At 62.2% G+C, this 13,823-nt stretch carries 13 protein-coding genes; 6 read left to right on the top strand and 7 right to left on the bottom strand.

Going from position 1 to position 13,823, the window contains the following annotated elements:
* From K6N12_RS02400 to K6N12_RS02380, 5 genes are all read right to left on the bottom strand, one after another.
* Window positions 1–470: molybdopterin-dependent oxidoreductase (locus tag K6N12_RS02400; RefSeq protein WP_246645361.1), on the bottom strand; the 470-nt coding region annotated here is incomplete at its 3' end.
* 190 nt (window positions 471–660) lie between these two features.
* Window positions 661–1,332, bottom strand: a complete 672-nt coding sequence (locus K6N12_RS02395; RefSeq protein WP_183778248.1) for a DUF938 domain-containing protein — start codon at window positions 1,330–1,332, stop codon at window positions 661–663.
* Window positions 1,333–1,586: 254 nt separating this feature from the next.
* Window positions 1,587–2,687, bottom strand: coding sequence for a D-TA family PLP-dependent enzyme (locus K6N12_RS02390; protein ID WP_183778250.1), 1,101 nt, complete (start codon window positions 2,685–2,687; stop codon window positions 1,587–1,589).
* Window positions 2,688–4,163: a M81 family metallopeptidase gene (locus K6N12_RS02385; protein ID WP_097629739.1), complete on the bottom strand. Its 1,476-nt coding sequence runs from the start codon at window positions 4,161–4,163 to the stop codon at window positions 2,688–2,690. It abuts the gene before it with no gap.
* 30 nt (window positions 4,164–4,193) lie between these two features.
* Window positions 4,194–4,676: a hypothetical protein gene (locus K6N12_RS02380; RefSeq protein ID WP_183778252.1), complete on the bottom strand. Its 483-nt coding sequence runs from the start codon at window positions 4,674–4,676 to the stop codon at window positions 4,194–4,196.
* A gap of 111 nt (window positions 4,677–4,787) precedes the next feature.
* Here K6N12_RS02380 and K6N12_RS02375 point away from each other — a divergent pair, with 111 nt between their 5' ends.
* The 5 genes from K6N12_RS02375 (at window position 4,788) to K6N12_RS02355 (ending at window position 9,571) form a co-directional block, all read left to right on the top strand.
* Window positions 4,788–5,177, top strand: a complete 390-nt coding sequence (locus K6N12_RS02375) for a RidA family protein (protein WP_054184612.1) — start codon at window positions 4,788–4,790, stop codon at window positions 5,175–5,177.
* 21 nt (window positions 5,178–5,198) lie between these two features.
* Entirely contained in the window at window positions 5,199–6,062 is an 864-nt protein-coding gene (locus tag K6N12_RS02370) for a MurR/RpiR family transcriptional regulator (RefSeq protein WP_097629737.1), read from the top strand.
* Between the two features lie 25 nt (window positions 6,063–6,087).
* Window positions 6,088–6,864 (top strand): SDR family oxidoreductase, encoded by a 777-nt coding sequence (locus tag K6N12_RS02365; RefSeq protein ID WP_183778254.1) that lies wholly within the window; start codon window positions 6,088–6,090, stop codon window positions 6,862–6,864.
* Window positions 6,865–7,069: 205 nt separating this feature from the next.
* Window positions 7,070–8,293 (top strand): MFS transporter, encoded by a 1,224-nt coding sequence (locus K6N12_RS02360; protein ID WP_183778256.1) that lies wholly within the window; start codon window positions 7,070–7,072, stop codon window positions 8,291–8,293.
* 75 nt (window positions 8,294–8,368) lie between these two features.
* On the top strand, window positions 8,369–9,571 hold the full coding sequence (locus tag K6N12_RS02355) for an ROK family transcriptional regulator (RefSeq protein WP_097629734.1): 1,203 nt from the start codon (window positions 8,369–8,371) through the stop codon (window positions 9,569–9,571).
* Between the two features lie 13 nt (window positions 9,572–9,584).
* Here the strand turns inward: K6N12_RS02355 and K6N12_RS02350 are convergent, their stop codons facing one another.
* A complete protein-coding gene (locus tag K6N12_RS02350) occupies window positions 9,585–10,607 on the bottom strand; it encodes an SAM-dependent methyltransferase (RefSeq protein WP_183778258.1) in 1,023 nt (340 codons plus the stop codon).
* Window positions 10,608–10,911: 304 nt separating this feature from the next.
* Between K6N12_RS02350 and K6N12_RS02345 the strand changes: the two genes are divergently transcribed.
* The gene (locus tag K6N12_RS02345) at window positions 10,912–11,580 is read left to right on the top strand and encodes a haloacid dehalogenase type II (RefSeq protein ID WP_183778260.1); all 669 of its coding nucleotides are present in this window, start codon (window positions 10,912–10,914) and stop codon (window positions 11,578–11,580) included.
* 174 nt (window positions 11,581–11,754) lie between these two features.
* Here the strand turns inward: K6N12_RS02345 and K6N12_RS02340 are convergent, their stop codons facing one another.
* Complete coding sequence (locus K6N12_RS02340) at window positions 11,755–13,776, bottom strand: beta-N-acetylhexosaminidase (protein ID WP_222148660.1); 2,022 nt, start codon at window positions 13,774–13,776, stop codon at window positions 11,755–11,757.
* Window positions 13,777–13,823: the final 47 nt, after the last annotated feature.

Raw genomic sequence — 13,823 nt, 5'->3', positions numbered from 1 at the left:
AAAGCGATGGGGCCCGGAGAAGCCGTTTTCTTGCTCGTGTCGACGACGCCGCTGTCTGCGCCTACGAGCAGAACCTCACGTGCGGTTCGCTTAACGCCCGCCATTTCTAAAATCTCGCGCAGAGGAACACCTGTCCACGCGGCATTGCCGACGGCTCCGTTCTGCCACTGCAAACCCTCCTTCGGCGGCACATAGTAGACGCGCCCGTTCCCTGCGCACTCAACGACGGCAGTCAAAGTCGTGCTCCGCATCGCCTTGATGCTGTCGAGGTCAAGTTCGATCGGCCGCTCCACCGCCCCGCTAACGCGCAATCTCCAGTCTCGGGCATCGAGGTCCGGCGACGGGAAATGGTTTCGCACGAAGAACAGCTCGGTTGGGATCAGCCAATCGGAGAGCGACGCAAACGGAAACTCGATATTCTCAGGGGATTTCTGTCGAACTATTAGGCTGGGCCGCTCTGGTGTCGGCATCGTCCTCGTCTCCCTTCCAAGAGGTCGCGCGAATTCCGGTGCGATCACACCGCCCCTCGCAGTGCATCTGTCGCATTCCGCCTTCGACCGCATTCTAGCAAATACCGCAAGTTCCTCGGATCAACCTCGAACGGCAGCAAGTGCCCGAATGCTGCAATAGGCCCACTCTCTGTCGCGCCCCGCTTACCGTTCACGCAATACCGCTGGAGAAGACCAGCAACATATTGTTGGTAGGCATCTCGATCGTCTCGCGGAGACTAAGTCCAGCGGCCTCACCCACTTTTTCAAGATCAGCCATATCACGCACCCCCCAGGATGGGTTGCGCTCCCTTAGAGCCGCATCGAAAGCAGCGTTCGAGGGGGCGTTGTGTGCCCCGTCGCGCATGAATGGGCCGTAGAGAAGAAGAAGCCCACCAGCGTGAAGCAAACGGCCAGCTCCTGCGAACAATCCTAAGCTTGCCCCCCATGGCGCGATATGGATCATATTGATCGACACGATGGCGTCAAAATGCCCCGTTTGTTCGACGCCCCATTGTCCCGAGCACACATCAATATCCCGCGGTGCCAGCACATTCTTCAGTCCTGCAAATTTGATCCAGCTAGACGTGCTGGTGCGGGCGTCGGCATCCGGATCGCTCGGCTGCCAAGTGAGGTCGGGCATTGCTCCCGCAAAACACACGGCGTGCTCGCCGGTCCCACATCCAATCTCCAGCACGACGCCATGAGTTGGAAGGACACGTTTTAGGACCGCGAGGATCGGCACCGAATTTCGCGCAACGGAAGGTGAGAACATGCGCTGGTCGGCGCTTACGTCGCGCTGTTCCAGCGCGACAGACGAACGGTCCTTCTTCTCTGGGGGCATTGGCCTTTCCCCTTTGGGCGATGTCTCCCACCCTATAGCTGAAATGATGAGACTGAAACCAAGAATTTCGGACTTACGAAGGGGGCGTCGACTCACCTGTCCACCTATCCTAGGCGCAATGAAGTCATCCCGCAGCGCGCACGTTTTTGCGATATCAGCAACTGCATCCTTGCTGATACCGAGATCGCCAACAAGTCACGAATACAGCGCCCTGCGCCGCTCAGAGGCATTTCGCCCTCAACCGCAGCCGCCCCCTACCAAACCAGCCCGCGGGCCGCGACTTCCTCGACCCGAGTCACCACCCCACCCCGATGAAACACCATCGTATCGAACAGGTTGGAAACCACGCAGGTGTGGTTCGGGACGATGAAGAGCTTCTCGCCAATCTGCGGCCGGGGGCCGATGCAGTTTGCAAGATCGATCACGCCGTGTTCTTCCGAGAGGCTGGTGATGCGCGCTTGGGGATAGCCGACGATCAGGCCGTAATCGCTGAACCCCTGGAGGTCCGAGGTCAGCGCCTTCGAGCCGGCGTCGATGACGGCGCGGTCGGCGGTCGGGCGGGAGACGACGGTGGCGAGCACGTGCATGGCGCAATCGTCCTCGCTGCAATGGCCCATGCGCACCATCTGGCGGTCGTTATAGATATAGGTGCCGGCGCGGTGTTCGGTGGCGGAGGTGACGAGATGCGCCTCGAACAGGCTCGGCGTTCCGCCATTGCTGACGATCGGGCAGGCGATGCCGTCGGATTGCAGGAGGTCCAGCGTCTCGGTGATGAAAGCTTCGACGGCGGCCGCCGCTTGCGGCTTGGGATAGGTGACGATGCCGCCGAAGGTGAGGCCATCGGCAGCGGCGATGCGCCGGGCGAGCGCGACGGCTTCCTCCGGTGTCTGCACGCCGCAGCGGCCGCCGCCGGTGTCGCATTCCACCAGCACCGTCAGCGCCTTGTGGCCGGAGAAATGCGCGGCGAGCCCGTCGACCGTCGTTTCGCTGTCGGCGACGACCTTCAGCCCCGGGATTTTCTCGTTCAGCTTTGCCAGGCGCTCGAGCTTCTGCTGTCCGAGAATATTGAAGGTGATCAGGATATCGCCGAAGCCGGCAGCGGCGAAGACCTCGGCCTCCGTGACCTTCTGACAATTGATGCCCTTGGCGCCGGCGGCGACCTGGGCGACGGCGAGCGCCGGGATCTTGTGCGTCTTGATATGCGGGCGGAAGTTCAGGCCGTGCTCATCCATATAGGATTGAACGCGGGCGATGTTGGCAGCCACCCGGTCCTCATCGATCACCGGGCGCGGCGTCGAGAGATCGGCGATCCTGTCGCCTGCCTTGGCGACGACGGCAAAGCTGGCATCAGGCATCTAGGCGGCTCCGCGTTCTCTTCTATGTGGATCGGCGACGATCGGCCATATCGTCTTCGGCGCCCGCCGATACGGCGTCGTCGCCGGATTATTGGGATAGGGCGTTCCGGCGGAGCAGTAAAGGATCTCGGCGGCGATCCTGGAGAAGGAGGCGAAGAAGTGATTGGTGGATTTGATCACCAGGATCTTCTGCTTCTCGGGATCGATGCCCATCACCGAAAACAGGCTGGGATCGAAGCTCTGGGCGCGCGTCGAATTGAGGATGATGTCGATGCCGTCGAGCACGATATGGGCGGCATCGCCGAAGGGGGCGAGGCTCTCGCCGAACTGCATCTCGGCATTTTTCACCAGCCTGACGACCTTGACCGTGCCGTCGATCGGATTGCCGGTGCCGGGCGCCGACTTGGCGCCGAAGCGCAGCGGAATTTCCGCCCCCTCGCCCGCCGCAAAACAGATCTGCACCGCCATCGGATCCCAAATGGTGCCGATCGCGGCACTCGTGACGCCGCGGGCCATCAACTCGGCGAGGATGACGGTCGCGTCGCCGGCCGTGCCGCCGCCCGGATTGTCCCAGACATCGGCAATGACGACCGGCCATGCGGTCGCAGCCATCGCGCGCGCGACGGCTTCCTTCTCGTCGATCTGCGGCACCATGAAAGTGCCACGTTTCGAAAACAGTTCGAGGCCGAGGTCGCGCGCCAGGGCGGCGCCCTTTTCCGGCTTGTTGTCGGTGACAACCAGCAGCTTCGTTCCCATTTCGGGAACGTCGCCGACCATGAAGCCGTGGATCACTGAGATCGACAGGATATCGGGATCATCCTTCTCGATCCGCATGATCTTGTCGACGAAGGAGCGCATCGGCTCGCGCGAGGTCGGGAAGACGTCGATCATCCGGCAGTCGAACACCGAGATCACAGGCTTGACCCGGCCTTCCAGCGTGTCGACGGCGATGCGCCAGAGATCCTCGGCGCGGTCGACGAAGTCCGTATGCGGAAACTCCTTGAAATAGACGGCGAAATCGAGGGCGGCGACGCGTTTGGCCGTCAGGTGGCTGTGCGGATCGAGCTCGGCGCAGATGAGAACATCGGGACCGACGATCTCACGCATGCGCTGGAGAAGATCGCCTTCCGTATCCTCATATCCGGCCGCCACCATGGCGCCATGCAGACCCATGACGACGGCATCGACCGGCATTGCTGCTCTCAACTGGTCGAGGATTTCATCGCGCAATTCCTCATAGGTCGCCCGGTTGACGAGGCCGGCAGGATCGGCCCAGGTGGCGGTTCCCTCGATCAGCTGCCAACCTTTTTCTTTGGTGACGCGCCTGCCGACGGTGATCGGCGCGGTGCAGAGCGTCGGCGTTTCCGGATGCTCGCCGGGCGGCGCATAAAGCGAGGCTTCGAATGCGCGGCGATCCACGCAGATCGGGGAGAAAGTATTGGTCTCGGTCGCCAATGCCGCCGTGAAAATGCGCAAGAAAGTGGCCTTCGTGTTGTCGGCCCCGCGTCACCCCATCGGGTTCGGCAGGTAGCCGGTGAAACCTGAGATCTTCCAGCGCCCCTGGTGCAGCCGGCAATAATAGAGCGTCTGCCATTGCAGGACGTCGCGGGTGCCGTCAGCCTTGGTAATGCTGCCGTCGAATTTCTTGCGCACCAGCGCCATCTCGCCTTCGATCTCGATATCCTCGAGCGTCGTCGTGGTGAAGATCGCCGTGCGCGCATCTTCTGCGAGGCGCTGCTCGGCAAAATCCTTCGCCTGTCTCAGCCATTCCTGGCGATAGGCCGACAGCGTCGGAAAGGCCAGGCGCCACCTGTCGGGGCTGACCTGCTTCTGGGCGTCGATGCCGATGAAACCCTCTTCGACGAAATCATGCTCGACCTTCGACCAGTCGGCGGCGAGAAAAGCATCGATATCGCGCGGAACGAGCATTTCCCAGATCGCCTGCCGGGCGCTGTCGGAGGGGAAGGGATTCTGGAAAGGGTCGCGCATATTAGCCCCGGATTGAAATTCTTTTCATAATCCATGTTTTTCACTGGTCAAATTCTGCTTTCTATGGTCATTTGTCAACTTATCAAGAAAATAATTTGCAAGGACTTCAGCATGCCCATCAAGCGCTATGGCACTGTTCAAACGGGGGCCGGCGGCAAGGCGCTGCCCTTCGCGCGTGCGGTCGAGGCTGACGGATGGCTCTATGTTTCCGGCCAGGTTGCAATGGAAGATGGCGAGATCATCGACGGCAACATCATCGCCCAGACCCACAAGACGATCGCCAACGTGCTGGCGATTCTCGATGAGGCCGGATACGGCGTCGAGGATGTCGTGCGCGTCGGCGTATGGCTCGATGATCCGCGCGACTTCTGGACCTTCAACAAGATCTATCAGGAGTATTTCGGCGAACATCCGCCGGCGCGCGCCTGTGTGCAATCGTCGATGATGGTCGATTGCAAGGTTGAGATCGACTGCGTGGCCTATAAGAAGAAGGGTGCATAGAGAATAAGGGCGGGAGCGGCTTTGGATATCTTTTCGACATTGCAGGAAGACAAGGGCCGGCTCTCTCCCTCCGAAAGCCGCATCGCCGAGATCATCGTCAACGATTTCGAGTTCGCCGTGAATGCCTCGATCATCGAGCTGGCCGAACGCGCCGAGGTATCGCCACCGACCGTCACCCGCTTTTGCCGGCGGCTGGGCTGCGAGAGCTTTTCCGATTTCAAGGTGCAGCTCGCCCGCACCGCCCATATCGGCGTGCGCTATCTGAAGCCAGAATCGAAAAGCACCGATCCGGCCGATGTCGCCCAGGATATCATCACCAAGGCGCAGAATGCGCTGTTTCTGCTGCACCGGTCGCTCGATCTGGCCGCGATCGAAGCCGCCGTTTCGTTTATCGCCAAGGCCGATATGATCTACGCCTTCGGCTCGGGCGGCAATTCGTCGATGATTGCCGACGAGCTGCAGAACCGCCTCTTCCGTCTCGGGCTTCGCATCACCGCCAGTTCCGATCACAGCATGCAGCTGATGATGGCGGCTGCGGCCCGGCCGGGCGATGTGCTGATCGGCTCGTCCTTCTCGGGGCGCAATCTGGAGCTGGTGCGGGCCTTCGAGCTTGCCCGCGGCGCCAAGGTGAAGACGATCGCGCTGACCCAAACGGCAAGCCCGGTTGCCAAGGCGGCCGAAATCGTCGTGCCGATCGACCTGCCCGAAGGCAACAACATCTATCGCCCGACTTCGACGCGCATCGCCTACATCGCAACGGTCGATATCCTGTCGAGCTTGGTCGCCTACGCCGTTCAGCCGAAGGCGACGACCACGCTGCGGCGTATCAAGCAGCAGCTCGTCATCCACCGCGACGGCGACGACCGGCAATTGCTTGGAGATTGAGGCTCATGAACGGGAGCGACGGAAAATGACCCAGTCGATAGCCATCGTCACCGGCGCGGCCGGCGATATCGGCGCGGCGATTGCCGCCCGCCTCGCCGATGACCATGATGTCGTGCTGCTCGCCGATATCGATGCCGCGGCGGCGGCGGCCGTCGCTTCGAAGCTCGGCCCGGCCGATCGCTTCGTCGCTGCCGGCTGTGATGTGACCAGCGAGGCGAGCATAGCGGAATTGGTCAGCCGCGCCGCCGAGGCCGGCGTGGTGCGAACCGTGGTCAACAATGCCGGTGCGGCGCGGGCCACCAGCCTGCACGAGACGACGCCGGAGATCTGGCGGGCGGACAATGCCCTCAATCTCGAAGCCGCCTTCCTGTGTTTCCGCGCCTTCGAACCGATGCTGAAGGCGTCGAAGGGCTCCGTCGTCAACATCGCCTCGGTCAACGGCATGAATGTCTTCGGGCACCCGGCCTATAGCGCCGCCAAGGCCGGCCTGCTGCATTTCACCCGGCTGGTCGCCGTCGAATACGGCAAGTTCGGCATCCGCTCGAATGCGGTCGCGCCCGGCACGGTGAAGACGCAGGCCTGGGAGAAACGCGCCGCCGCCAATCCGAATGTTTTCGAGGAAGCGCGCCGCTGGTATCCGCTGCAGCGGGTCGTCGATCCCCGGGATGTCGCCAATGCCGTTGGCTTCCTGGCCGGTCCGCTCGCCGCCGCCATTACGGGCGTCTGCCTGCCCGTCGATTGCGGCCTCACCGCCGGCCAGGCCGAACTGGCGCGGACCTTCTCGCAATCGGAGCATTATTGAAATTCAGGGCTGCGATCTCCGAGCCGAAACGACAGCATGTCGCGCAAAAGTGGGCCGCGGTTTTGCGGCAACGACATGCGGAAAAACAAAGAGCTAAAGCGCGACAAGCGAATCTGACAGATTGAGACGCGCTTTAGCATGACATGACCTTCCGGACTGCCCGCCGCGGCTGCGCCTGCCGATTTCCCTGACGATTGATGACTCCATGAGCCGCCTCTTTCCTGATGTCTTTCGCAATCCGGCGATCCGCGCCAGCATGATCGCCATTTTCACCTTCGGGATGGCGGGGGCGATGACCGCACCCTATCGTTCGATCGTCGGCATCCGCGAACTGGGCTTGAGCGACAGTCTCTATTCCTTCCTGGCCTTCGCCTCGGCGGCGGTAAACGTCGTCATTAGCGTTCTGCTCGGCAACCTCGCTGATCGGCTCGGCGAGTATCGTTCGGCGATGATCGGCGCCTGCATTTTCGGCATCGTCGGTTACGGCATGGTCTATGCCTTTCCAAGTGCGGCGATCTTCGCCATCAGCGGGCTGCTGCCGCTGCCGATCTTCGGAGCGCTGAATTCGCTGCTGTTTGCCAATGCGCGCGCCGCGATGCAGGGCATGAACCGCAATGACATGGTGACGGCCAACTCGGGCGTGCGCGCCATGATCTCGCTCTCCTGGGTATTGATTCCGGGCATTACCGGCCTTGTGCTCTCCGGTGCGTCGAGCATGCTGCCGGCCTATCTCTTCGCCGCCATCGCCTGCCTTCTGTGCCAGGGCATCATCCTCTTCGCGCTGCCGAAACGGGCCGGAGCGAAAATGGCCGCGGCTCATCACCTCACCTATTTCGGCGCGCTCAGGCAGGTGGTTTCGCCGCGGATTTCGGCGCATATCGCAGGCGTGGCGCTGATCACCAGCACCCTGCATCTGAACGACGCGCTTCTGCCGCTGATCGCGACCGGCGCCGCCCATGGCCGGCTCAGCGATGTCGGTATTCTGGTCGGAATCGTCGCCCTGCTGGAGGTCGTCTTCATCATCGTCTGGTCGCGGATTGCGCGGAAGACCGGCCAGATGACGGCGCTTGCCGCCGGCACCATCATCTATGCCTTATTCCTCAGCCTTCTCGGCCTTGCCTCCGAGCCATGGCATCTTTATGCGCTGACCTTGCTCGCCGGCATCGGTGCTGCGGCGATCATCAGCTTTCCGATCACCTATCTGCAGGATCTCATCGCCGATCGGCCGGGGCTCGGCAGCGCGCTGATCTCCGTCAATATCTTCGCGAGTGCAGGGATCGGCGCATTGGTTTTTGCCGCCGGCACTTGGGCGACCGGTTATTCCGGAACCGCCATGCTGAGCGCCGTAACCGGCCTCTCGGGCATCGCCATCCTCGGCCTCCTGCAGCGGCGCAATGCCGTTGCGCCCGCCGATGCCGAGGTTCAATAGACCTGACGAAGAATGTGGCTTTCATCACTATCGGTCTTATGACAAGGGTGAGGCACCATTTCCTTTGAAGGCGACATGAAGGCGATCTCCGGCACCAATCTCGAGCAGGCCAAGTCTCACAACCGGCGTGTGGTGATCGAGGCCGTGCGGACCAACGGTCCCTTGTCGCGTGCGGCGATCGCCCGGATGACGGCGCTGACCGCCCAGACCGTGTCGAATATCGTTGAGGAATTGGAACGGTCGCATCTGCTCGTTCCGGCCGAGGCGCAAAAGCTGGCGCGGGGACAGCCGATCATTCCCTATTCCATCAATCCCGCCGGCGCCTATTCGATCGGTCTCGAGCTTGGCCGCCAGCGCGCCAGCGGGGTTCTGACGGATCTCTCCGGCGCCGTCCGCGCCCGTATCGAGCGCCCTATCGAACATCCCGATCCGCAGCGGGCGATGCCGGTTCTGCAATCGATTGTCGAGGACATTCAGCAGGCCTTCACATTCGACCGAAACCGGCTGCTCGGCGTCGGCATGGCCCTGCCCGGCCGCTATGCCGACGGCGGCATCACCTCTCTCAGCCCGCAGAACCTGCCGGGCTGGCAGGATTTTCCGGTCGGGCATGAGCTGGAACAGCGGGTCAAGGTACCGGTGCTCGTCGAAAACGACGCAACAGCAGCCGCGATCGGCGAGCGCCTTCACGGCGTCGCGCGCGGTTTGAGCAGCTTCGTCTATTTGTTTCTTGCCGGCGGCGGCGGCATCGGCGCCGGCATGTTCCTCGACGGCCATCTCTACAAAGGCAGCCGCAACAATGCCGGCGAGATCGGCCATATCATCGTCGAGCCGCACGGCAAGCTCTGCAGTTGCGGTAAGCGCGGCTGCCTCGACCGCTACATCTCGCCGACCGTCGCTTACGAATTCATGGGCATTGCCAACGCCGAGGAACTGTCTTCAGACGATCTCGACACGCTGATCGCTGAGGGCGGCGAAGGTCTGGATGCCTGGCTCGATCAGGCCGTCCAGCCGCTGCGGCAGACGCTCGACTTCCTCGAACTTGCCTTCGATCCGCAGACCATCGTGCTCGGCGGCAGCATATCGACATCGCTGATGCGCCGGCTGGCCGAACGGCTGGAGCCGCTGCACGTTCCGATCGATCCCAACCGGACGCGTAGTCTGCCCCGTGTGATGATCGGCATGACCGGCAAGGACACGGCCATCCTCGGCGCCGCCGCCCTGCCGATCTTTTCCGAAACCAATCCGCGCTTCGACGTTCTGCAAAAGCCGGTCGGCTAAGCGACGGTCGCGGCTATTCAAACAGAATGAGACTTGCCGGCGTTGGCGGCATCGGTTTGACTGTGACGCCGGCAAGACCGGCCAGTCTTGCCATCTCGCTCAGCTCATTTCGCGTATAGGCCTGGCCCGCCGGCGTGCTGGCGAGCATCTCCCAGGAGAAGGCCGCCGGGAAAGGCGGCGACACCCGATCTTCGTTCGGCACGAAATCGACCGCGACGATCCTGCCGCCCTCTACAAGGCTCGCGATGATCTTTCGCAGCAGCCCTGCGCATGTCGGCAGATCGAAGTGGTGCAGGAAATTCGGCAGCAGGACGAGATCGTAATCCGTGCCCCAGTCGACATCGAATGCACTGCCGGCGATCGTCCGATACCTGTCAGCGACGCCCGCTCTTTCCGCATTCTGCCGCGACAGCTCCAGGACCGCGGCCCAATCGACGGCGACGATCTCCGCCGACGGAAGGGCCTTTGCAATTTCGATCCCAAACAAGCCCGGACCTGCCGCAATGTCTAAAACCTTTTTGAAGGGCTTTCCCAAGCCAGAGATTTCGTCAGCCAGTAATTTGGCGCTGAGGCCGGTAAAGGAGCCCATGCCGCGCGCAAACTTCAACCAGACGGGATTGTCCGGCGACATGTTCGCGAGCCCGGGCGAACCGCCGTTTCGCACGACGGCGGCCGGATCGCGCAGGAAATTATCCAGTATTTCGGGTGCGGCGACGAACTCGACTGCGGAGCCCATATAGCCCGGAGAATTGCGATCGAGGAACATTCTGGTCGCCGGGGTCATCCGGTACTCTCCGCTCTCCTTTGTCAGGAAACCGTGGACCACGAGGTAGTCGCAGAGGATGCGCACCCCCCGCTCCGCAGCACTTGTTGCCGATGCCAGCAAGGCTGCCGTTTTGCCCTTGCCGATATGGGTAAAGAGATCGAGCTCGATGGCCGCCCTGATCGCTGCCGTCTTGCGGCAGGCAAACAGTGCATCGACCACGAGTTCGGGTGACACGACGCCAGCATCGGCGTCTTCGGCGATCGTTTCCATGGTATCCCCCAACAGCCCTCGATCGGTCTTGCCTGGCAGCGCCAGCCGCGGGAATTATGCGTGCATTCGCATATTCTACAATACTTACCGCGTTAACCCGATCGGGTGCCCCAACGGCCGACCGTCACCGACAGTCAGGGCCGGAGATTCACTGTCCATCGCAATCAAAAACGCATTCGGACCTGCAAATTCAGAATTTCCTGCTCAAGACGTCGGGGAATTCAGCCTTCTCAGCGACCGACGCTGACCTATGCTTTCTCTCGAAGCAGACGGCTTTCCCGAAGCCAAATCAAGGACGAAGCGCATGGCTATTTTCCGCCCGAAATACATCACGTTCGACTGCCACGGCACGCTGATCAACTTTCAGATGGCGGAGGCCGCACGCGACCTTTATGGTGACCGCATGAACGAGCAGAAGATGCTCGAGTTCATCAAGGACTTCTCCGCATACCGACTCGATGAAGTCATCGGGGATTGGAAGCCCTATGCCGACGTGGTCCATAACGCGCTCTCAAGAACCTGCAAACGCAACGGCATCGACTTCAGGGACGAAGACGCAAGGCTCGTATACGAACGCGTACCGACCTGGGGACCGCACGCCGACGTTCCGGCTGGTCTTGCCAAGGTCGCCAAGGAAATTCCGCTTGTCATCCTTTCGAACGCCATGAACGCGCAGATCATGTCCAACGTCGGAAAGCTCGGCGCCCCCTTCTACGCAGTTTATACCGCCGAAGACGCTGGTGCCTACAAGCCGCATTTCCGCGCCTTCGAATATATGCTGGACATGCTCGGCTGCGGTCCGGAAGACATACTCCATTGCTCCTCCTCGTTCCGCTACGATCTGATGAGCGCCCATGACCTCGGGATCAAGAACAAGGTTTGGGTCAATCGCGGTCATGAGCCGGCCAATCCCTATTACGGCTACACCGAGATCGCCGATATCTCGGAATTGCCAAGTGTCGTCGGGCTCTAACGAGGGCCGAACCTATCTCGTCTCGCAGCTCAATTTGCAAGCCATGGAAGGCGCGCTTCAGCAGGCCGTCGCGAACTGACCGCCGGGATTGACCAATAGTTCAGCGTCGTCGTGCGCGCACCTTTCTCGGCGCGCGCGACGATCCTCAAATTCCATGGCGGTGCCAGGCCCGGTTTACGACTCCTGCAACCCATAGAGCAGCGGCATCAGCCCGGCCAGCGCCTTGAAGCGCTCCCATGACTTCGCCGACGGCTTCGTCCAGCCGGTTTCGGCAAGCCCGGAAAGACGCGGGAAAACGAGGCGGTCGAAAACGGCGCGATCCGTCATCGGCTCGGACCAGATGCAGGCCTGGATGCCGAGGAGCTTGCCTTTCTGCGCGGCTGTCCAGCCACCGACCGGATCGAAATTATAGAGTTTTTCCGCGTCCGACGTTCCCGCCCAGCTGGCGCCCGGCTCATCCCAATCGGGCCTCAGCGCCATGTCGAGGTAATAGACCTGGCCGGGGCAGACGACCATGTCATAGCCGCGTTCGGCAAGTTCGGCCGAGACTTCGACATTGCGCCAGCTGCAGAGATAGCTCTTCGCTTTGTCGATGACATCGCCGTGGGCCGCCTCTTCCCATCCGCCGGTGATGCAGCCCTTGCTCGCCAGGAAGCGCTGGACCCGCTCCAGGAATTCCGCCTGCAGGATGGCCGCGCCCGAGCCGTGGATATCGTCGGCGCCATGGGTATTGGTCACGACGTTCAGCCGCTTGGCATGGGCGTCGGCAACCGCGTCGCCGGCGACAGCGCGCAGCCGGTCGAGCGCTGCCGGCGAGCCGGACCACGCGCCGAGCGGCACTTCGTCGGCGCCGAGATGGATTGTCTTGAATGGAAAGAGCTCGATGAGTTCGGTCAGGATGGTCTCGACGATCTCGTAGGTCTTCTCGAGGGCGGGATTGATGCAATTGTCGGGAAAGCCCTGAACCGAATAATAGCTGCCGACCTCGGCCGGATCGCGCAGTTCGGGTATCGCCTGCTGCATGGCGTAGCAATGGCCGGGCATGTCGATCTCCGGCACGATCTCGACGCCGAAGCTCTTTGCCTCAGCCACAATCTCGCGGATGACCGATTTGGGATAGCAGCCGCCTGTGCGGGCCGGGCTCGAACCGAGGAGTGGCGGCACCGCAAGGCCGTGGCCGCGCCAGGCGCCGACCGCGGTCAGCGCCGGATAGGCGTCGATCTCGACGCGCCAGGCCTCGTCGTCGGAAAGGTGCCAGTGGAAGCGGTTGAGCTTGTTCCAGGCAAGCACCGCGATCAGCTTCTTGACCTCGGCCGCGCCGTAGAACTGGCGGGCGACATCGAGATGCAGTCCGCGCCAGCCCATCGCCGGCTCGTCGACGATCTCGCCGGATGCCGGAAACTGGAAGACGCCGGGATGCAGCCTTGCACCGCGCCAAATCTGGCCGAGGGTGACGAGGCCGTAGAGAAAGCCGGTCCGGCTGCTCGCCTCGACCGTCAGCCTCTCCTCGTCAAAGCTCAGCCGATAGGCCTCGGGGGCGAAGCCGGCGGCATCCTTCAGGGCGACGGGCACGGCACCTTCCGCTTCGGTGCGCACGATGCCTTCGACGGCGAAGAGATGGTCCACCAGTGCCGCGAAGCTCTGCGCTGCCGCCTCCCCTTCGGCGCTCTGCGCCCGCGGGGCAAAACCGGCCGGCAATGGACTGCGCGCGGCGACCGCCACATGGTTCGGCCAGGGAATGATCGACACCTGAACCGGCGCATTGACGGGAACCGGATAGATCTCGGCGCCTCGCTTCAGGGCCGCGTTGCTGACCGAAGAGCGCGTCGGCTCGATGCCGAGCACGATGGTGCCGCCGTCGGAAAGCGCGAGATAGGCGCTTGTCGCGCCGTCCGTCCAATGGCGGAACTGCCAGCTCAGCGCGTAGACCGAGATCGTCCAGGTCTCGCCGGCGGCGAGAACGAAATCGGCCGGGGGCTGGAATTCGGTGAAATTGGAGAGCCGCTTTGAGACCGTGGCGCCTTCGACCCGTCCGGCCGGATCGACCCGGCCCGGACCGCTGATGCAAAGCGAGAAGCCCGAAATCGGCGCGCTGCCGAGGTTCTTGAGACGCAGAACATAGGAGAACTCCTTGCCGTCGGCCGGCGGGTTCCAAAGGGTTTCAAGCCGCAGGGTTTTCGGTCGCGGTGTGGACATGGTCACTCTTTCCTTTTGAACATTGGCCTCTTGAGAAGCGGGCGTTT

The organism is Rhizobium redzepovicii, from assembly GCF_019793435.1.
Lineage (GTDB): Bacteria > Pseudomonadota > Alphaproteobacteria > Rhizobiales > Rhizobiaceae > Rhizobium > Rhizobium redzepovicii.
The sequence above is the reverse complement of the archived record's forward strand: the minus strand, read 5'-3'. Positions and strand labels throughout refer to the sequence as shown.

Excerpts from the sequence above, each read along its gene's own strand:
- K6N12_RS02395 (WP_183778248.1), bottom strand. The coding sequence starts at position 1,332 with ATGCCCCCAGAGAAGAAGGACCGTTCGTCTGTCGCGCTGGAACAGCGC.
- K6N12_RS02390 (WP_183778250.1), bottom strand. The coding sequence starts at position 2,687 with ATGCCTGATGCCAGCTTTGCCGTCGTCGCCAAGGCAGGCGACAGGATC.
- K6N12_RS02380 (WP_183778252.1), bottom strand. The coding sequence starts at position 4,676 with ATGCGCGACCCTTTCCAGAATCCCTTCCCCTCCGACAGCGCCCGGCAG.
- K6N12_RS02375 (WP_054184612.1), top strand. The coding sequence starts at position 4,788 with ATGCCCATCAAGCGCTATGGCACTGTTCAAACGGGGGCCGGCGGCAAG.
- K6N12_RS02365 (WP_183778254.1), top strand. The coding sequence starts at position 6,088 with ATGACCCAGTCGATAGCCATCGTCACCGGCGCGGCCGGCGATATCGGC.
- K6N12_RS02360 (WP_183778256.1), top strand. The coding sequence starts at position 7,070 with ATGAGCCGCCTCTTTCCTGATGTCTTTCGCAATCCGGCGATCCGCGCC.
- K6N12_RS02355 (WP_097629734.1), top strand. The coding sequence starts at position 8,369 with ATGAAGGCGATCTCCGGCACCAATCTCGAGCAGGCCAAGTCTCACAAC.
- K6N12_RS02350 (WP_183778258.1), bottom strand. The coding sequence starts at position 10,607 with ATGGAAACGATCGCCGAAGACGCCGATGCTGGCGTCGTGTCACCCGAA.
- K6N12_RS02345 (WP_183778260.1), top strand. The coding sequence starts at position 10,912 with ATGGCTATTTTCCGCCCGAAATACATCACGTTCGACTGCCACGGCACG.
- K6N12_RS02340 (WP_222148660.1), bottom strand. The coding sequence starts at position 13,776 with ATGTCCACACCGCGACCGAAAACCCTGCGGCTTGAAACCCTTTGGAAC.